Origin of the sequence: Mesorhizobium sp. B4-1-3, from assembly GCF_006439355.1 — a bacterium.
GTDB lineage: Bacteria > Pseudomonadota > Alphaproteobacteria > Rhizobiales > Rhizobiaceae > Mesorhizobium.
This window is the reverse complement of sequence record NZ_VFTG01000004.1, coordinates 342,877-361,848: the sequence shown is the minus strand read 5'-3', so window position 1 is coordinate 361,848 and position 18,972 is coordinate 342,877. Positions and strand designations below refer to the sequence as shown.

Sequence of the window (18,972 nt, the reverse complement as noted above, 5' to 3'; positions counted from 1 at the left end):
CAGGCGTTGGGATTGCCTACGTTAAGGCTATGTTGATTTTCGACGGCTTAGCTTTGTGTGGGGTTGCTGCGAATCATTGTCGCGTTTTCTGAATTGTGTTTCGTACGGAATGCGCTGTGTGAGCCGGGGACACTGGCGGCGGCGGATTCCCGCGATAGATTGGTGAGACGTCACTCGAAGCCAGGCGCGGCGGGTGCCGGTGAAAGGACAGAAAAATGAGCAAGGTCAGCAACGGCGGCGGTGATTCAAAGAACACGCTTTACTGCTCGTTTTGCGGCAAGAGCCAGCACGAGGTCCGCAAGCTGATCGCCGGACCGACGGTTTTCATCTGCGACGAGTGCGTCGAATTGTGCATGGACATCATCCGCGAGGAGAACAAGACCTCGATGGTGAAGTCGCGCGAAGGCGTGCCGACCCCGCAGGAGATACTCAAGGTCCTCGACGACTATGTCATCGGCCAGCCCTACGCCAAGCGCGTGCTGTCGGTGGCGGTCCACAACCACTACAAGCGCCTGGCGCATGCCGGCAAGAACAACGACGTCGAGCTGGCGAAGTCGAACATCCTTTTGATCGGCCCGACCGGCTGCGGCAAGACGCTGCTCGCCCAGACGCTTGCCCGCATCATCGACGTGCCGTTCACCATGGCCGACGCCACGACGCTGACCGAGGCCGGCTATGTCGGTGAGGACGTCGAGAACATCATCCTGAAGTTGCTGCAGTCGGCCGACTACAATGTCGAGCGCGCTCAGCGCGGCATCGTCTATATCGACGAAATCGACAAGATTTCGCGCAAGTCGGACAATCCCTCGATCACCCGCGACGTGTCGGGCGAGGGCGTGCAGCAGGCGCTGCTCAAGATCATGGAAGGCACGGTCGCTTCCGTGCCGCCGCAGGGCGGCCGCAAGCATCCGCAGCAGGAATTCCTGCAGGTCGATACCGCCAATATCCTGTTCATCTGCGGCGGCGCCTTCGCGGGCCTGGACAAGATCATCTCGGACCGCGGCCGCAAGACCTCGATCGGCTTTGGCGCGACCGTGGCCTCGCCCGAGGATCGGCGCACCGGTGACCTGTTCCGCCAGGTCGAGCCGGAAGATCTGTTGAAATTCGGCCTGATCCCGGAATTTGTCGGCCGTCTGCCGGTTTTGGCGACGCTGGAAGACCTCGACGAGCCGGCGCTGATCCAGATCCTGACCGAGCCGAAGAACGCGCTGGTCAAGCAGTATCAGCGGCTGTTCGAGATGGAGAATGTCGACCTCACCTTCCACGAGAACGCGCTGTCCGCGATCGCCAAGCGCGCCATCGAGCGCAAGACCGGCGCGCGCGGCCTGCGCTCCATCATGGAAGCAATCCTGCTCGACACGATGTTCGAGCTGCCGGCGCTGGAAGGCGTGCGCGAGGTGGTGATTTCGGAAGAGGTGGTGTCCGGCAACGCCCGGCCGCTGTACATTTACTCCGAGCAGAAGGAAAAGAAGGGCAATGTCAGCGCCTGAAATGGCACTGCACTCGCCAATTTTCGTGGAACGGCGCCCGCGTGGCGCCGTTTTGCTGTGAGAGGCGGGAAGGCATGCAATGGAACGAGGCGAGCTACCGTGTTAACCCTTGATCTTTGCCTCGGCCACATCCACCTAACAGCAGAAGGCCGAGGCGCCGAATTCTGTGCTGTAAAATTCCCGTCACAAACGGTGGTAGGCGGAACGACGCTCGGTCGTTAATATGAGATTCGCGGTTGGCTAAATAAGCGGCCGCGACATGAAAGGTTGGACAATGGCCAAGATATCCAAGGCTTCCGGCGACGGCGTTTTCGCAGTTCTCCCCCTGCGCGATATCGTCGTGTTCCCGCATATGATCGTTCCGCTCTTCGTGGGCCGTGAAAAGTCGATCAAGGCGCTGGAAGAGGTGATGGGTCAGGAAAAGCAGATCCTGCTCGCCACACAGATGAATGCAGCCGACGACGATCCTGAGCCCGATGCGATTTTCGACATCGGCACGCTCGCCAACGTGCTGCAGCTTTTGAAGCTGCCCGACGGCACCGTGAAGGTTCTGGTCGAGGGCGCGTCGCGCGCCAAGATCGTCTCGTTCACCGATCGTCCCGACTTCCATGAGGCCCGCGCCACGGCGCTCGCCGAGCCGGAAGAGGAGGAGGTCGAGATCGAGGCGCTTGCCCGCTCGGTCGTCACCGACTTCGAGAATTACGTCAAGCTGAACAAGAAGATCTCGCCCGAAGTGGTGGGCGCCGCCAGCCAGATCGACGACTATTCCAAGCTCGCCGACACGGTCGCCTCGCATCTGGCCATCAAGATCCCCGAGAAGCAGGAGATGCTCGCCACGCTTTCCGTCAAGGAGCGGCTGGAGAAGGCGATGGGCTTCATGGAAGCCGAGATCTCCGTGCTCCAGGTGGAAAAGCGCATCCGCTCGCGTGTCAAGCGCCAGATGGAGAAGACGCAGCGCGAGTACTACCTCAACGAGCAGATGAAGGCGATCCAGAAGGAGCTCGGCGAGGGCGAGGACGGCCGCGACGAGGCCGCCGAGATCGAGGCGCGCATCAAGAAGACCAAGCTCTCCAAGGAGGCCCGCGAGAAGGCGGAAGCCGAATTGAAGAAGCTGCGCTCGATGTCGCCGATGTCGGCTGAATCGACGGTGGTGCGCAACTATCTCGATTGGCTGCTGTCGATCCCGTGGGGCAAGAACTCGAAGGTCAAGCAGGACCTCAACTATGCGCAGGACGTGCTCGACGCCGATCATTTCGGCCTCGACAAGGTCAAGGAGCGCATCGTCGAGTACCTCGCCGTGCAGAGCCGCCAGAAGAAGATCAAGGGGCCGATCCTGTGCCTCGTCGGCCCGCCCGGCGTCGGCAAGACCTCGCTCGGCAAGTCGATCGCCAAGGCGACCGGTCGCGAGTTCATCCGCATGGCGCTCGGCGGCGTGCGTGACGAGGCCGAGATCCGCGGCCACCGGCGGACCTATATCGGCTCGATGCCCGGTAAGGTCATCCAGTCGATGAAGAAGGCCAAGAAGTCCAACCCGCTCTTCCTGCTCGACGAGATCGACAAGATGGGCCAGGACTTCCGCGGCGATCCGTCTTCGGCTTTGCTCGAGGTGCTCGATCCGGAGCAGAACTCGACGTTCATGGACCATTACCTCGAGGTCGAATACGACCTGTCGAGCGTGATGTTCGTGACGACGGCGAACACGCTGAATATCCCTGCGCCCCTGATGGACCGCATGGAGATCATCCGCATCGCCGGTTATACCGAGGACGAGAAGATCGAGATCGCCAAGCGTCACCTGATGCCCAAGGTGATCCGCGACCATGCGCTCCAGCCGAACGAGTTCTCGGTCGGCGAGGACGCGATCCGCGGTATCATCCAGACCTACACGCGGGAAGCCGGCGTGCGCAGCCTGGAGCGTGAGCTGATGAAGCTCGGGCGCAAGGCGGTGACCGAGATCCTGCGGACGAAGAAGAAGACGGTGAAGATCACGGCGGACAACCTCGCCGATTATCTCGGCGTTCCGCGCTTCCGCTTCGGCCAGGTCGAGGCCGACGATCAGGTTGGCGTGGTCACGGGTCTTGCCTGGACGGAAGTCGGCGGCGAGCTGCTGACGATCGAAGGCGTCATGATGCCCGGCAAGGGCCGCATGACGGTGACCGGCAATCTGCGCGACGTGATGAAGGAATCGATCTCGGCGGCGGCTTCTTACGTCCGCTCTCGGGCGATCGATTTCGGCATCGAGCCGCCGCTGTTCGACAAGCGTGACATCCACGTCCACTTGCCGGAAGGCGCGACCCCGAAAGATGGCCCGTCCGCGGGTGCCGCGATGGCCACGGCTATCGTGTCGGTGCTGACGGGTATCCCGGTTCGGGCCGATGTGGCGATGACCGGCGAGATCACGCTGCGCGGCCGCATCCTGCCGATCGGCGGCCTGAAGGAGAAGCTGCTCGCGGCACTGCGCGGCGGCATCAAGAAGGTCCTGATCCCGGAAGAGAACGTCAAGGATTTGGCGGACATTCCGGACAACGTGAAGAACGGTATGGAGATCGTTCCGGTCTCGCGGGTCGGCGAGGTGCTCGCGCACGCGCTCACCCGGATGCCGGAGCCGATCGAGTGGGTCGAGCCGGTCAATGCGCCGGCTCCGGTCGACACCGGCGACGATGCCGGAAAGTCGCTGGCACACTGACAAAAGTTAAAGTTGCAGTGCACAAAGAGAGAGAGCCGGGCTTCGAGCCCGGCTTTTTCATGTGAAAAAGCCACCAAAAAATGCAAAAAAGCCCGGAATTCCGCGGTTTTTGGCTTGGGTTCCGGGGCGCTTCTTTCTAAAGTCCGTTTCCTGCCGGATGAGTCGTAGTTCCGGTTTTCTCATGGAAGGGAATTTTTATGAACAAGAACGAACTGGTGTCCGCTGTCGCCGATGCCGCAAGCATTTCGAAGGCTGATGCGCAGTCTGCCGTCGATGCGGTGTTCTCCGTGATCACAGGCGAACTGAAGAAGGGCGGCGATGTCCGGCTTGTCGGCTTCGGAAATTTCACCGTGTCAAAACGCGCTGCTTCGACCGGCCGCAACCCGCAGACCGGCGCGGAAGTGAAGATTCCGGCGCGCACCGTGCCGAAGTTCTCGGCCGGCAAGGGCCTCAAGGACGCGGTCAACTAAGACCTTTTTCTTTAAGTGCAGAAAAGCCGGGCTTGCCCGGCTTTTCTTTTTTGTGGCGATCGGAGCCACACTTTTCCTGGAATTGCTCAGGCCGTGGGCGCGTCGGCGCGCATCAGGCCTTCCTGTTTCAAATCCGCCCAAAGCGCAGCCGGTATCCTGGTGTCGAGCAGCGCTCGGTTGCTTTCGACTTCGGCAGGCCGCTGGCCGCCGGGGATCACCGACATCACCGAAAGGTGCTGCAGCGGGAATTGCAGCGCCGCTTCGATCAGGCGCACATTGTGGCGCTTGCAGACGGCTTCGATGCGCGCCACGCGGTCGAGGATCTCCTTGGGCGCCTCGCTGTAATTGTAGAAGGCGCCGGGCTTCGGCCCGGTCGCCAGCACGCCGGAATTGTAAGGGCCGCCCAGCACGATGCCGATGCCCCGCTTCTGGCAGAGCGGCAGGAAGGATTGAAGCGCTTCCTGCTCGAGCAGCGTGTAGCGGCCGGCCAGCAGGAACAGATCGAAATCGCCGCGCTCGGCGAGCGTCTGGGCGACCTGCCACTCGTTGATGCCGCCGCCGAAGGCCTTGATGACGCCCTGGTCGCGCAGCGCAAGCAGTCCATAATAGCCGGACGACATGAACTCCGCGATACGGGCGTCGGAGGCTTCCTTGCTGCCATGGGTGAAGATGTCGACATCGTGGACGAAGAGGATGTCGATGCGGTCGACGCCAAGACGCTCCAGCGAGGCCTCGAAGGAGCGCATGACGCCGTCATAGGAGTAGTCGTAGACTTCCCGGCGCGACGGCGTCTCGAAGAACTTGCCGATGCCAGTGCGCTGGTCCGGCGGCGCGACGCGCATGATGCGGCCGACCTTGCTCGACAGCACATAGTCGTCGCGCTTCCTGCCGCGCAGGAAGGGGTTGAGGCGGGTTTCCGACAGGCCGAGGCCGTAAAGCGGTGCCGTATCGAAGTAGCGGCACCCGGTCGCCCATGCCGCTTCCAGGGTGGCAGTGGCATCCTCGTCGGAGATGGCGCGGTAGAGATTGCCGAGCGGCGCGGTGCCGAAGCCGAGCTCCGTGAAGGTGATGCCGCCATTGCCGATGCGGTCGAAATGCCGTGTCTTCATGTCTGACGATGTCCTGGAGTGATTTGTCTGACATGACACTATCACGCTCGTGGCCCAGCAAAAGTGGCGAGGCGCGTTGGACAGCGATTTTCGCAATGGTAGCATGAACAAAACAAGCCGTTCGCGGCCGGCGAGCCGCCAAATCCATAGAGACAAGCGACATCGCGCAGACAGGGGTGAGCCGTCATGACCCAAGCCGGATCCGGCATGTTCTCGACCGCGCTGGGCGAGCTTGGCGCGGTGCTGGCGCGCACGGATGACGCCCGGATCGACGCCGCCTGCGCCATGCTGGCAGGAGCCGGCAGGATTACCGTCTATGGCTGCGGCCGCGAGGCGCTGCAGGTGAAGGGCTTCGCCATGCGGCTCTATCATCTCGGCCTGCCGGTGTCGGTGGTCGGCGACATGACCACGCCGCCGCTCGGGGAGGGCGACGTCTTCCTGGCGAGTTCAGGGCCGGGCGAGACCACTACGGTACTGACCTTGATGCGGGTTGCCCGCGAGGCCGGCGCGAAGGTGCTGCTCTTGACCGCCGAACCGGAAGGCAGCGCCGCGAAGCTCGCCGACTTCACGCTCGTCATCCCGGCGCAGACCATGGCCAGCGACCAGGGCGCGGCGAGAAGCTCGGTGCTGCCGATGGGCTCGCTGTTCGAGGGCGCGTTGTTCCTTCTGTTCGAGATCATGGTGCTGAAGCTCCAGGCGCTGACCAATGCGACGCCGGAAGCGATGCGCGCCAGGCACACCAACATGGAGTAGGGGATGCGCTACGAGCTGATGCTGCCGCACCAGATCCGCAAGGCGATCGAGGAGAACTGGCCGGTCGTGCTGCCGCTCGGCGTGCTCGAATATCACGGCGAGCACATGGCGGTCGGCATGGACACGCTGGCCGTCATCAAGACGGTGGAGCTGATCGAGAAGGAGAGGGACCTCGTTATCCTGCCGCCCTTCTATTACGGCGCGGCAAGCTATGCGGTGGCGGCACCGGAAGGCAGCGGCTCGGTGCAGGTCGGCGGGCCGGTGCTTTCGCCCTTCGCGGGGGAATTGTTCTACGGCCTGCTGCGCATCGGCTTCCGCAACATCCATGCCATCATCCACCATCAGACCGAGAATTTCGTGGCCGGCATGCCGACCGATCTCGCCTTCAAGACCGCCGGCCGGCAGGCGATCTTCCGCTTCCTGGAGAAGGAGCGCGGCGAGGGCTGGTGGGGGTCGAACAGCATGGCCGATTACTATGCCGGCCATGCGCAGGGCGAGAATGTCTTCAACTGGGTGCAGGTGCACCCGCTGATGCCGGCCGCGATGAACGGCAAATATCCCTTCGATCACGCCGGCAAAGGCGAAACCTCGCTGATGCTGGCGCTATGCCCGGAGGCAGTGGACGAGAAGCATTTGGCCGACAACACCGGCTGGTACACCAAAGACGCGGCGGAGGCCTCCGCGGGTCTCGGCAAGATCGGCGTCGCGATGATCCTTGATCATTTAAGGGCGATATTGGTGCGCTAGCGCGGTTCTTCCTTCTCCCACAAAGAGGAGAAGGAAATCCACCCTATTTCACCGAGCCGGCCGTCATGCCCATGATCAGGTAGCGTTCGAGCGCGATGCCGATGATCGCCAGCGGCGCGATCGCGGCGGTGGCCAAGGCTGCCATCGACCACCAGTTGATGCCCTGGGAGCCGGTCTGGCTCGCCACCATGACGGGGATGGTTTTCGCATCGGTCGACGTCAGAAGCGCGGCGAAGAAATACTCGTTCCAGCACAGCACCATCGCCAGGATGAAGGCGGCGACCATGCCGGGCAGCGCGATCGGCATGACGATGCGGAAGAAGGCGCCCCAGATCGACAGGCCGTCGACCAAAGCCGCTTCCTCCAATTCGACGGGAATGGAGTTGAACTGGTCGCGCATGATCCAGATCACGATCGGCAGCACCATCAGCGTATAGAGGAGCACGAGCCCGATGCGGGTGTCGAGGAGCGCCACTTCCCGGTAGAGCACCAGGAAAGGGAGCGCCAGCACGACCGGCGGCAGGATCAGCTGCGACAGGAAGAAGAAGGAGATGTCCTCGTTCTTGAACCAGGCGAATTTGTAGCGGTAGCGAACGAGGCCATAGGCGGCGAGGCTGCCGATGACGATGGCGAGGCTCGATGCGCCGACCGAGGTGATGACGGAGTTCATGAAGCGTTTGAGGAATTCGTCGCGCACGGTCGATGTCTGGAAGATCGAATCCGGCGACAGGCCGAGCGAGCGCCAGCCCTTCCAGTCAGGCTGGAAGTCGACGAAGGGGATGAGATGGCCTTGCGTGACGTCGACCGCCGATTTGAACGAGGTGGTGATCGTCCAGTAGATCGGGAACAGGCACACGAAAGCCCAGAAGACAAGCGCGCCATAGATAAAGACGCGGCTGGTGACGAAGGCCGCCGGCGAGCGGATCTCGGAAACGGTGTAGTCGGTGGTCTGGACGCTCATGATGCCGCTCAGTTGACGTTGCGCACGAAGCGACTGGCGACTTTCAGCAGCCAGGTCACGAACACGACGATGATGATCAGATAGGCCATGGCGAGCATGGTGCCGTAGCCGACATTCGAGCGGTCGCGGTATTCGCGGTAGATGAAGCTCGATACGGAATCGGTGGCGCCGCCGGGGCCGCCGGAGGTCAGGGTGATGATGATATCGGCGAGCTTCAGCTTGAAGATGATGCGCAGGATCACGGCCGTCACCGATACCGGCAGCATCAGCGGGAAGGTGACCTGCCAGAAGGTCTGCCATGCGGTCGCGCCGTCGACGCGGGCGGCTTCAAGCACCTCGCGCGACATCGCTTGCAGCCCGGCAAGCAGCATGATCATCATGAACGGGATGAAGGTCCAGGCGTCGAGCATCATGATCGAGATGCGGGCGGTGATCGGGTCGGAGAAGAAGGCGGGATTGTCCCAGCCGAGATGGCGCGCCAGCGTCGCCGCCGGCCCGAACCGGTACTCCATCAGCGACTTGCCGACCATCCAGGACACCGCGACCGGCGACAGCATCAGGGGCAAAAGAAAGACGACGCGGAAGAATTTGCGGGCCCGGATCTGCGCGTTGAGCAGCAGCGCCAGGCCGAAGGCGATGACATATTCGACCAGCACCGCAAGCACATAAAGCACCATGTTGAACAGCGCGTTGCGGTAATAGGGGTCGGCAAGCATCTGCCAGAAATTGTCGAGGCCGTTGAACCTACGTCCGGTAAACGAGCTGAGGTTCCAGTCGGTCAGCGCGATGTAGAAGCCGAACAGCGTCGGGAAGATCACCATGGCGATGGTGAAGAGCAGGGCCGGCAAAAGAAACAGCGCGCGCTGCCCGTCCTCGCCGCGCGTCAGCACCTGCCAGGCGCCGAGCGCTGCGCCCCACAGGATGTAGGCGTAGACCACAGGGCGCCAGGTGTCGAAACCGACCGTGGACATCTCGGTCTTGTAAAGGACCTGCACAATGATGATCGCCAGCAGGCTAAGCGTTGCGATAGCCAGCAGGCCCCAGCCGAGGCGCTTGCGGCCTGCCGGGATCAGGTCGGCCGGATTTGCCTGCCACGCATTCGCGGTCGAAGTCTGCTCAGCCACGCCTCTCGCCTTCTAGAGCGCTTCACCGTTTCACTGAAAACGGCGAACCGCTCTATCTCTTTGTTTGACGCAATTCCGGACGGAAAACCGCTCGCACTTTTCCTGGAATTGCTCTAGCGCATCAAACCGGCCGGGCCGGTAAAGATGCGGCCCGATGACGATCTGCCATCGGGCCGCGACGTCTCGTAACCAGCTTACATGCCGAGTGAAGCTTTGTAGAGCTTGATCTGGTTTTCGCGGCCGATCTGGTCGGTCAGCTTTTCCCACGCCGCCGCGATGGCGTCGGCGCCTTCCTGGGCCTTCATCTTGCCGGCGAAGGTGTTGGCCAGGATGTCCTCGGCGGCTGAGTAGTACTGGAAGATGCCCGGGATGCGCGGCTCGATTGCACCATTCGGGTGGTTGTAGGAATTGAACTGGGAGTCGAGGTAGTTCGTGATGAATGCCTTGTCGTACCCAGCCGCTACCCATTCGTCGATGTTGTGCTGGCTGTTGCGGTAGCACTGGAAGCCGGACGGATACATGGCCGTCCAGATCGCTAGATCCTTGCCACCAAGATGCGCCGCAGCGCTCCAGGCGGCTTTCTGCTTCTTCGGATCGCTGTCGACGCGAGCCATGACATAGATGCCCCAGCCGAGATAAGCGAGGTTGGGAGCATAATTGGGCCCACTCGGCAGCTTTTCCCATTTCCCGGTCTTGGAATTGTAAACGTCATCCGAGCCCGGCAGGATGTCGAAGCCGCAAAGGTCGCCAATCACAGAAGAATCGTTGGTTTTGGCGTTAGAGCCGATGTCGCCCCACCAGGGGATCATCGAACCTGTTCCCGCCAGGAACTGCTGGAAACCGGTGGTGTTCGGATCGGCGTTGATCTGGTCGGCGGGTTCGGAGGGCAGGGCGTCGATCACGTCCTGGATGGCCCGCACCCAGGCCGGGTTGTTGATGCGCGGCTTCATCGTGTCGGCGTCGAACAGCCAGGCCTTGTCATCGGGATGCTTGGCATAGGCTGTGGCCCGGCTGCCGAGGAAATAGAAGCCGAAGCCGCCCCAGGGCTTGGGTGCGTCGAGGTAGCCATAGACGTCCTGGCCCTTGAATTTCTTGCCCTTGAGGAATTTGGTTGCGGCCTGGACCTGCTGCCAGGTCTTCGGCACGCCCCATTCGCCGGCGCCACCATTGTCTTTCCATTGCTTGGCGAGGTCGGGATCGGAGAACACGTCGGTGCGGTAGTTGAAGTTATGCGTGTCGCCATCGATCGTCACGCGATACTGCTTGCCATTCCAGGTGCCGACCGGCGGCTTCAGGTAGTTGACCAGATCGTCGATGTCGATCTGCTTCTTGACCCAGTCCGGCATTTCCGAAGTGAGCCCCTTGCCGCAGACATCGCCCTCGAAAGGTGCGCCCATCTCGGCAATATCGAAGTCGACGGTACCGGTGGCGATCGATTGCTGCAGACGGGCGTTGTAGTCGGCCTGCGCAAGATCGATCCAACTGATCTTGGCGCCGGTATAGGCTTCCCATGGCTTCAGGAAGCCGCGGAACAGCACGTTGTGCAGGTTCTGGTTGTTGAGTCCCATGAATTTGAGCTCGACACCGGCGAGTTCACCTTCCTTGACGTTGGACTTGGTTCCGCCAAGGCAAAGCTCGCCGACTTTCTGGAAGTCGGCATCGGTGGGCTGGCCTTTGCCGACGCCTGGGATCTGCAGGATCTTCGCGCGCAAACCATCGTCGGCGGCTGCCGGCCTTGTCAACGCGCCGAGCCCGGCGCCGGATGTGGCGGCGATGGCGGCCATTGAGGCCGCACCTTTCAACAGATCGCGGCGGTTCGCGCCGGCGCGCATCAGTTTTTCATACAGATCGACTCTCATCTACAGGTTCCTCCCAGAACAACAGCGATTGAATTGAAGTGCCAATCTCTCGGACGTCGAAGCGTCTCTCGGTTCTCCTCGATCATACGGGGACGTGGGACCCCACCCTGCGCCGCCGGAGCTCCGATTTCAGGGTAACAGGCCTGCTCTCGGATTGGCACTCGCCACTATTCGCGTAATCGATTACCTTGTCAACAAGAATGGCTTTTTATCTATAAGATACCGACTTGCCGTTGCCGCCCGCAATGGCTAGCTTCACCGCAAAAGATAAAGGGGAGACGATGGCTCAAGTCGCGATCAGCAGTGTGGCCAAGGCGTTCGGAACCGTCAAGGTCCTGCATGAGGTCAGCGTCGATATTGCCGACGGGCAGTTCGTCGTGCTGGTCGGTCCGTCAGGATGTGGCAAGTCCACGCTGTTGAGGATGGTGGCCGGGCTGGAGACGGTTTCCGGCGGCACGATCTCCATCGGCGGCCGTGTCGTCAACAACCTGCCGCCGGCGAAGCGCGACATCGCCATGGTGTTCCAGAATTACGCGCTCTATCCGCACAAGACGGTGGAGCAGAACATGGCATTCGCGCTGAAGCTGCGCGGCACCGATCCGGCCGTCGTCGCCGAGCGGGTGAAGCGCGCCGCCGACATCCTCGACCTCGCGCCCTATCTCAAGCGCTACCCGCGCCAGCTTTCGGGCGGCCAGCGCCAGCGCGTCGCCATGGGCCGCGCCATTGTGCGCAATCCGCAGGTGTTCCTGTTCGACGAGCCGCTTTCCAACCTCGACGCCAAGCTGCGCGTGCAGATGCGCACCGAGATCAAGGAACTTCACCAGCGGCTGAAGACGACCACCATCTACGTCACGCACGACCAGATCGAAGCCATGACCATGGCGGACAAGATCGTGGTGATGCGCGACGGCCGCATCGAGCAGGTCGGCGCGCCGCTGGAACTGTTCGACCGACCGGCGAACCTTTTCGTCGCCGGGTTCATCGGCTCTCCCTCGATGAACCTGCTCAAGGGCACTGTGAGGAATGGGGGCACGGTCAAGAACGTCGGGAAGCCGGTCGTCGAGATCGCCGGTACAGCGTTCCCTGTGCCGTCGGGCGCCGTTGCCGAGGATGGCCAGGCCGTCGTCTATGGCGTGCGGCCGGAGCATCTGGAGATCCACCCGGACGGCGTCGAGGCCAAGGTCTCCGTGGTCGAGCCGACGGGCTCCGAGACGCTGGCCTTCGTGCGCTTCGGCGAGGGCGAGATGGTGGCGCTGTTCCGCGAACGCCATGACTTCAAGCCGGGCGACACGCTCAAGCTCAAGCCGCGCCTCGACCAGGTTCACCTGTTCGACGCCGGGACAGGCAAGCGTCTGTGACGTATCAACCCTTCAAGAGGAAACCATGCTCAAAGGGATCAATCCGCTGCTCAATGCCGATGTGCTCCAGGCGCTGCGGGCAATGGGCCATGGCGACGACCTGATCGTCGCCGACACCAATTTCCCGTCCGATTCAGTGGCGCGGCAGACCGTGCTCGGCAAGCTCTTGCGCATCGACGCGCCGGCGGCGGAAGTGGTGAAGGCGGTGCTGTCGGTCTTGCCGCTGGATACGTTCGTCAACGATGCGGCGGCGCGCATGGAGATCGTCGGCAAGCCGAACGAGATCCCGCCGGTGCAGAAGGAGGTGCAGAAGGAGATCGACGCGGCCGAGGGCAAGCCTTGGCCGATGATCTCGATCGAGCGCTACGCCTTCTACGAGCGCTCCAAGAAGGCCTATTGCGTGATCCAGACCGGCGAGCGCCGCTTCTATGGCTGCTTTGCCTTCCGCAAGGGCGTCGTGCCGCCGGATGCGGAATAAGGACATGGCTACCGGCAAGCCCGTCGTCATGAAGCCTGTTGTGATTTTGGGCGTGTTCGTCGCCGACACTGCCTATCGCGCCGATTGCCAGCCGCGGATGGGCGAGACGATTCTCGGCAATTCCTTCAAGCTCGGACCGGGCGGCAAGGGCTCGAACCAGGCCGTGGCCGCCGGTAAGCTCGGCGCCGACATCACCTTCCTGACCAGGCTCGGCGTCGATGCGTTCGCCGATATGGCCAAGCAGACCTGGAGAGACGCAGGCGTGAAAAGCGCCGTCATCGACACGCCGGACAGCTATACGGGCGCAGCCTATATCTTCGTCGAGGAAGGCACCGGCAACAACGCCATCATCGTCAGTCCAGGCGCGGCGATGCTGATCTCCCCGGCCGACGTCGAGGCGAATGCCGGGCTCATCCGTTCCGCCGGCGTCTTTGTCACCCAGCTCGAACAGCCGATCGACGCGGCCTTGAGGGCGCTGGAAATCGCGCGCGGGGCAGGGGTGACGACCATCCTCAATCCCGCGCCGGCGGCAAGCCTGCCAGACCGCATCTACACGCTCTGCGACTATGTCACGCCCAACGAAACCGAGGCCGAAGGGCTGACAGGCATCAATGTCTCGTCGATCGACGATGCTCGTCGCGCCGCTGACGCTCTGCTGGTCAAGGGTGTCGGCGCCGTCATCGTGACGCTGGGAGAAAAAGGCGCGCTGCTGCACAGCAAGAACCGTTCCGAACATGTCGGCGCGGTCAGTGCCGGTCCGGTGGTCGAAACGACGGGCGCGGGCGATGCTTTCAACGGCGGCCTCGCCGTGGCCTTGGCAAAGGGCGTCGAGCCGCTGGAGGCCGTGCGCTTCGCCTGCGCAGTCGCCGGCATTTCGGTGACACGCCCCGGCACCGCGCCGTCGATGCCGACCCTCAAGGAAGTCGAGGCGCTGCTCGCCAAGGCATGACTCGCAGTTCGTGCGATCTATTAGCGGTGTCTTGACCCGGAACGCAGCTGAGCCGAGCGCGTTCATCCTCCTGGTCGGCGACGCCGGAGCGGCAGGATGAAGAAACCTTACGAAAAACCCACGGTCGTGAAGCGCCAGAAGCTCACCGCGCGGACGGCTCAGATTATCGCTTCCGGCGTCATATTGGGCGAATGATCCCGGGTCGCCGCGCTAGATCAGGATGACATTTCGCTGAATCGTCACCCTGATCCAACTGCTTGTTGGAGCATGATCTTTTCCGAGAACCGGTTCCCACTTTTGCCACGCTGACCTTCGGTTCGGGATCATGCTCTAGAGAATCCTGCTGGTCAGCTCCAGCATCGTCGTTGCACCTTGCTCGCTGCCGGGCATATGCACGACGCGCAGCACGCGGAGGTCCCTGTTCGTTCCCTCGACCGGGATCGACACGCTTTCGCCGACCCGCGGCAATTCCTGGAAGGCAAGCTCGTCGACGTCCCTCTCATCGTCGATGGAAATCCGGCATCTCACGGCCATCTGATCTCTCCCGTTTTTCGCCCGAGGGCTGAACGAGACAAGGTTGGAATGGTTCCGAGAAAGGCCTCAGTTGGCGAACCTGCCGCGATACTCGCGCGGCGCGAGTCCCTTCAACGCCTTGAATCGACGTCCGAAATTGGCAAGCGATCGATAGCCGGCCAGCTCAGCGATGTGAGCGATCTGACTCGACCTCGCTCCGTGTTCGAAGCAGAACCGGCGCGGGGCGCGTCATTGCTATCAACGAAGTATTTTGTCATAGGGTCTTTGCATCACGGGGGTGATGGGGTGTTTTGGATCGGATTCCTCGCCGGAATATCGGCGGGTTCTGTTGTGATGGCTGCATTGATATGGTGGAGCGGAAGGCATGATAAGCCCTTCGACCTGATCGACCAGATCAACCGTGATTAGACCAAGTCCTCACCGCGACTTCCGGATGGCGTCAATCAGCTGCGCCATGGGCTCGTCTCTGCGCTTGATGCTCGGCGTGCGGATGCCAAACTCGGCTCCTCGCCGTCGGGGTAGATGCGCCAGGGTGTGCGGGAGACTTGGACGGCGTAGGACAGCGGCGACGAGTGCGCTGCCAGACGGTCAGCGGAGAACTCGGGAACACAACATTTCAGAAAGTTAATGGCGCGAGCGACAGGCATTTCCGAAAGTTAATGGCGCGAGTGACGGGGCTCGAACCCGCGACCTCCGGCGTGACAGGCCGGCACTCTAACCGACTGAGCTACACCCGCGCACTGACGAGCACGTGTCAGGCGTGTCGTCGTTGGGGGGCTGGATAAGGGGTTCGCCCGCGGGTGTCAAGCGCGGCATTCAAGCATTACAGCAATCAGGAGAAGGTTTTTTGACAGCGGCGCCGAGGCTGGGGAAATCCGCGCCGCGACGGGGGCTCCGTCTGTTCATTTGGCCTTGCGAATGCGGCTCTAACTGCTTAATGGTCCGCGCTCAGGCGGGCGATTAGCTCAGTTGGTAGAGCGCTTCGTTTACACCGAAGATGTCGGCGGTTCGAGCCCGTCATCGCCCACCATTACGCCGAACAAGCTGAAGCAGAACGCGGCAGCGGCCTTGCCAGGGCCACTGCCTTATCGAGCTGCGTTCAGGCCGCTACTGTCTCACGTAGCAGCGCTTGTGAGCGCCCGGAGCGGGGTCATCGCCGAATGCGTCGTTGCCGCATCTGACGCCGTTCCTGAAAACATCCTGCGTGTACTGGCCGCGTGCGCCGTATCTGACCATCGCGCGGCCGTGGAAATCGCAGAATTCGCCCTCCCTGGCGCAGGCGACCCATTCGCCGCGGCCTGGGCGTGAGCCGTAGTCATCGTCCCCGTAATTGTCGTCACCGCCATAACCGCCGCCACGCGCCACGAAATAACAGGCCTTCTCGCGGCCGGGGGCAGGATCGCCAAACAGGCGATTCGAGCAGGGCACTGACCGACGGTCGAAAAACCGCGAGGTCGTTCGGCCCCGTGCGCCGTAAACCACCTCCGTGGGATAGGGCAAGCGGCATATGCCGCCTTCATTGGCGCATCGCCGCAGCTGCTGCGCCGAGGCGGTGGCGGGGAAAAGGGCGGACACCGCGGCGACCAGGCCGGCCAAGCATATGAAGGCCAGCGTCGCTCGGATCGAGACGTGAAAGGTTCTTAACACGAATTGTCTCCCGGTTTGGTTGTACGCCGGCATCCTACCGCAGACGGATTAAATGCGCGATGAATGCCTGATCGGGAGGATGTTCCTGTCTCGATGCGTGAGCACACGCCGCGGGGCTGCCGTCTTGCTCAATATTTGATGATTCGCCGCTCGATCAGGACGACGAGGCAAAACAACGCGATCGACAGCGACGGCGACAGCAGGATCGCCGCAGTCAGTCGCTCCCCTGTTCGGCGAACAGGTCACCGGCTCGTTCAAGGTAAGGGAGCTGGTCGGCGGGCAAGAAGAGCCTGTTCGGCTAGGCCCTGCCTATGCATCGTCCTGGCCGATTGTCGCCGGTCAAAACCACCGCAATGGTGGACGATAGGGCTTTGTCCCCGACCAGATCGATCCGGTGAGGAGAAAAGATGATTGAACTGCCTTTTGCCCGCGAAGAATACCAGCAGCGGCTCGGGAAAATCCGTGCCGAGATGGCCAAGCGCGGCATCGAACTCCTGATCGTCAACGACGTCGCCAACCAGCATTACATCACCGGCTATGACGGCTGGTCGTTCTACACGCCGCAGGTGGTGCTTGTGCCGATAGAGGACGTAGAGCCTGTCTGGATAGGCCGGGCCATGGATGCGGCGGGCGGCTTGCTGACGGCCTGGATGAAGCCGGAAAACGTCGTCGGCTTCCCGGAGGACCATGTTCAGCGCGCCGATCGTCATCCCATGGACTGGATCGCGGCCTGGATTGCCGCCAAGGGCTGGGGTAACCGTCCCATCGGAATCGAGCTCGAAGCCTATTATTTCTCGCCGAAGGCCCATGCACGGCTCGTCGCCGGGCTGCCCAATGCGAAATGGCACGATGCCGATCTGCTCGTGAACTGGATCCGCGCGGTGAAGTCGGCGTCGGAAATCGCCTATCTGCGCAACGCATCGAGGCTGGCCGAGGCGGCGGTCGCGCGGGCCTACGAAGTCATCTCGTCCGGCATGCGCGAGTGCGACGCGATTGCTTCCATCCAGGCGGCGCAGATCGCCGGCAGCCCGGATTTCGCCGGCGACATCACAGCGCTGCCACCAACGATCCTCGGTGGCGAAAACGCTTCCGCGCCGCACATCATGTGGAGCGACAGGCGGTTCGGGAAGGACGAAACGATCGCGCTCGAGCTTGCCGGCGTCTGCCGCCGCTATGCGGCGGGGCTTGCCAGGACGATGCAGCTTGGCAGAATGCCGACTCGCGTAGCGGATACGGCAAAGGCGGTGATCGAGGGCATGGATGCGGTGCTCGACACCGCCCGTCCGGGCACGACCGCGGAGGCGGTCGAAGCCGCCTGGCGCAAGGTCATAGAGCGTTACGGGCTGAAGAAGGAGTCGCGCATCGGCTATTCCATCGGCGTCGCCTACCCGCCGGATTGGGGCGAGCACACGATCAGCCTGAGGCCCGGCGACAAGACGGTGCTTCAACCCGGCAATGTCGTTCATTCCATCCTGGGCATGTGGATGGATGGTTGGGGCATCGAGGTCAGCGAGACCATCCTGGTGACCGAAACCGGCAACGAGACGCTCACGAAGTTCCCGCGGGACATTCATGTCAAATCCTGACCGGCCGTCTTCAGCGAGCGATCCCGCCCCCGACGTCGATGCCGCGATTCTCGATCGGATGATCGAGATCCGCCGCCATCTGCACCGCCATCCCGAGCTCTCGAACCGCGAGGCGGGCACGCAGCGCTATTTGCGCGAGATGCTTGCCGGGCAGGGAATTGCGGACATCCGCGACGTCGCCGGCTATGGGCTTGCCGTCGATATCGTCGGCACCGGCCGGCCCTCGAACCGCAAGGTGGCTATTCGCGCCGATATCGACGCCTTGCCGATCGAAGAAGAGTCCGGCGTCGACTTTGCGTCGGAAAATCCGGGCGTGATGCATGCCTGCGGTCACGATGCCCATGCCGCGATGGGCTTTGCGGTGGCCGCGCATCTCAATCGCTCACGCGGCAGTTTCGGTGGAACCGTCCGCCTGATCTTCCAACCGGCCGAGGAAGATGAACCGTCCGGTGGCCGACGGGTGGTGGAGGAGGGGCTGCTTGACGATGTCGACGCCGCGATCTGCGTCCATGTCGATCCCTATACGCCGTCCGGCAAGGTCGCGGTCGGTTCCGGTCCCTACACCTTGGCGTGCGACACGTTCGATGTGCTGGTTACCGGTTCGGCGGCGCATGCGGCAAAGCCCTATGAAGGTATCGACGCGCTGACTGTCGCCTGCTCCATGGTGAGCGAGTTGCAGAAGATCGTCTCGCGTGAGACCGATCCTTTTGATCCGCTGGTCATCTCGGTGACCGCCATTAATGGCGGCAACGCCTACAATGTGATCGCCGGCAAGGTCGCGTTCAAAGGCACAATACGCAGCGGCAGCGATGCCACCCGTGAGCGCGCATGGCGCCGGCTTCGCGAGGTGCTGGAACGAATAGCGGCAAGCCACGGCGCAAGCGTAAAGATCGACATCCATCGGGGCGAACCTGGCGTGGTCAATGATGCCGGGATGGCGGCGCTGATCATGGCCGGCGCCAAGGCGAGCATCGGCGCGGACAATGCGCTCAACATGCCCGGATGGAGCATTGCCGACGACTTCGGCTATTACAGCGAGAAACGCCCGTCGGTCTATTTCCGGCTCGGCATCCGCAACGAGGAGGTCGGATCGGTCTACCCGCTTCACCACGCCCGGTTCCGCCTCGACGAGGCTGCGTTGAAGAACGGCGTCCTTACCTTGGTTTCGGCGGCAACGATGTTCCTGGCAGGCGAGGAGGTTTCAGACGCGCCGTAAGGCCG

At 62.4% G+C, this 18,972-nt stretch carries 16 protein-coding genes and 2 tRNA genes; 11 read left to right on the top strand and 7 right to left on the bottom strand.

All coding sequences use genetic code 11. The features are described from left to right. The first annotated feature begins 215 nt into the window (after nucleotides 1-215). The 3 genes from clpX to hupB all read left to right on the top strand — a co-directional run bounded on the left by clpX (nucleotide 216) and on the right by hupB (nucleotide 4,646). Entirely contained in the window at nucleotides 216-1,490 is a 1,275-nt protein-coding gene (clpX, locus tag FJW06_RS08585) for an ATP-dependent Clp protease ATP-binding subunit ClpX (RefSeq protein ID WP_040981372.1), read from the top strand. Between the two features lie 274 nt (nucleotides 1,491-1,764). Then, a complete protein-coding gene (gene lon, locus FJW06_RS08580) occupies nucleotides 1,765-4,176 on the top strand; it encodes an endopeptidase La (RefSeq protein WP_140750552.1) in 2,412 nt (803 codons plus the stop codon). Nucleotides 4,177-4,373: 197 nt separating this feature from the next. After that, on the top strand, nucleotides 4,374-4,646 hold the full coding sequence (gene hupB, locus FJW06_RS08575; protein ID WP_040969493.1) for a DNA-binding protein HupB: 273 nt from the start codon (nucleotides 4,374-4,376) through the stop codon (nucleotides 4,644-4,646). 86 nt (nucleotides 4,647-4,732) lie between these two features. On the opposite strand, the gene FJW06_RS08570 is transcribed toward hupB, so the two are convergent. Next, the gene (locus FJW06_RS08570; protein ID WP_140750550.1) at nucleotides 4,733-5,755 is read right to left on the bottom strand and encodes an aldo/keto reductase; all 1,023 of its coding nucleotides are present in this window, start codon (nucleotides 5,753-5,755) and stop codon (nucleotides 4,733-4,735) included. 186 nt (nucleotides 5,756-5,941) lie between these two features. Between FJW06_RS08570 and hxlB the strand changes: the two genes are divergently transcribed. Both hxlB and FJW06_RS08560 read left to right on the top strand, forming a co-directional pair. Continuing rightward, entirely contained in the window at nucleotides 5,942-6,508 is a 567-nt protein-coding gene (gene hxlB, locus FJW06_RS08565) for a 6-phospho-3-hexuloisomerase (RefSeq protein ID WP_140750548.1), read from the top strand. Nucleotides 6,509-6,511: 3 nt separating this feature from the next. Continuing rightward, entirely contained in the window at nucleotides 6,512-7,255 is a 744-nt protein-coding gene (locus tag FJW06_RS08560) for a creatininase family protein (RefSeq protein ID WP_140750546.1), read from the top strand. A gap of 43 nt (nucleotides 7,256-7,298) precedes the next feature. Here the strand turns inward: FJW06_RS08560 and FJW06_RS08555 are convergent, their stop codons facing one another. From FJW06_RS08555 to FJW06_RS08545, 3 genes are all read right to left on the bottom strand, one after another. Beyond that, entirely contained in the window at nucleotides 7,299-8,216 is a 918-nt protein-coding gene (locus FJW06_RS08555; RefSeq protein ID WP_140750544.1) for a carbohydrate ABC transporter permease, read from the bottom strand. An 8-nt stretch (nucleotides 8,217-8,224) separates the two neighbouring features. Then, nucleotides 8,225-9,340: a sugar ABC transporter permease gene (locus FJW06_RS08550; protein ID WP_140750542.1), complete on the bottom strand. Its 1,116-nt coding sequence runs from the start codon at nucleotides 9,338-9,340 to the stop codon at nucleotides 8,225-8,227. A 194-nt stretch (nucleotides 9,341-9,534) separates the two neighbouring features. Then, a complete protein-coding gene (locus tag FJW06_RS08545) occupies nucleotides 9,535-11,199 on the bottom strand; it encodes a sugar ABC transporter substrate-binding protein (RefSeq protein WP_140750540.1) in 1,665 nt (554 codons plus the stop codon). A gap of 281 nt (nucleotides 11,200-11,480) precedes the next feature. Here FJW06_RS08545 and ugpC point away from each other — a divergent pair, with 281 nt between their 5' ends. From ugpC to rbsK, 3 genes are read left to right on the top strand one after another with little or no spacing between them, the layout of a single operon-like run. After that, the gene (gene ugpC / locus FJW06_RS08540) at nucleotides 11,481-12,557 is read left to right on the top strand and encodes a sn-glycerol-3-phosphate ABC transporter ATP-binding protein UgpC (RefSeq protein WP_140750538.1); all 1,077 of its coding nucleotides are present in this window, start codon (nucleotides 11,481-11,483) and stop codon (nucleotides 12,555-12,557) included. 25 nt (nucleotides 12,558-12,582) lie between these two features. Next, the gene (locus FJW06_RS08535; protein ID WP_140750536.1) at nucleotides 12,583-13,035 is read left to right on the top strand and encodes an RbsD/FucU family protein; all 453 of its coding nucleotides are present in this window, start codon (nucleotides 12,583-12,585) and stop codon (nucleotides 13,033-13,035) included. A gap of 4 nt (nucleotides 13,036-13,039) precedes the next feature. Continuing rightward, entirely contained in the window at nucleotides 13,040-13,984 is a 945-nt protein-coding gene (gene rbsK / locus FJW06_RS08530) for a ribokinase (protein ID WP_140750534.1), read from the top strand. Between the two features lie 330 nt (nucleotides 13,985-14,314). Here the strand turns inward: rbsK and FJW06_RS08525 are convergent, their stop codons facing one another. Then, on the bottom strand, nucleotides 14,315-14,518 hold the full coding sequence (locus tag FJW06_RS08525) for a hypothetical protein (RefSeq protein WP_126060562.1): 204 nt from the start codon (nucleotides 14,516-14,518) through the stop codon (nucleotides 14,315-14,317). Between the two features lie 660 nt (nucleotides 14,519-15,178). Then, nucleotides 15,179-15,255, bottom strand: a tRNA-Asp gene (locus tag FJW06_RS08515). Between the two features lie 217 nt (nucleotides 15,256-15,472). On the opposite strand from FJW06_RS08515, the gene FJW06_RS08510 reads away from it, so the two are divergent. Continuing rightward, nucleotides 15,473-15,548 (top strand) — tRNA-Val (locus tag FJW06_RS08510). A gap of 77 nt (nucleotides 15,549-15,625) precedes the next feature. On the opposite strand, the gene FJW06_RS08505 is transcribed toward FJW06_RS08510, so the two are convergent. Next, nucleotides 15,626-16,165 carry a hypothetical protein gene (locus FJW06_RS08505; protein WP_246674559.1) on the bottom strand — a complete coding sequence of 180 codons (540 nt, stop codon included), beginning with the start codon at nucleotides 16,163-16,165 and terminating at the stop codon, nucleotides 15,626-15,628. 407 nt (nucleotides 16,166-16,572) lie between these two features. Between FJW06_RS08505 and FJW06_RS08495 the strand changes: the two genes are divergently transcribed. Next, entirely contained in the window at nucleotides 16,573-17,751 is a 1,179-nt protein-coding gene (locus FJW06_RS08495; RefSeq protein WP_140750532.1) for a M24 family metallopeptidase, read from the top strand. Further along, a complete protein-coding gene (locus FJW06_RS08490; protein ID WP_140750530.1) occupies nucleotides 17,738-18,967 on the top strand; it encodes an amidohydrolase in 1,230 nt (409 codons plus the stop codon). Before FJW06_RS08495 ends, FJW06_RS08490 begins: the two co-directional genes overlap by 14 nt. The last annotated feature ends 5 nt before the right edge of the window (nucleotides 18,968-18,972 follow it).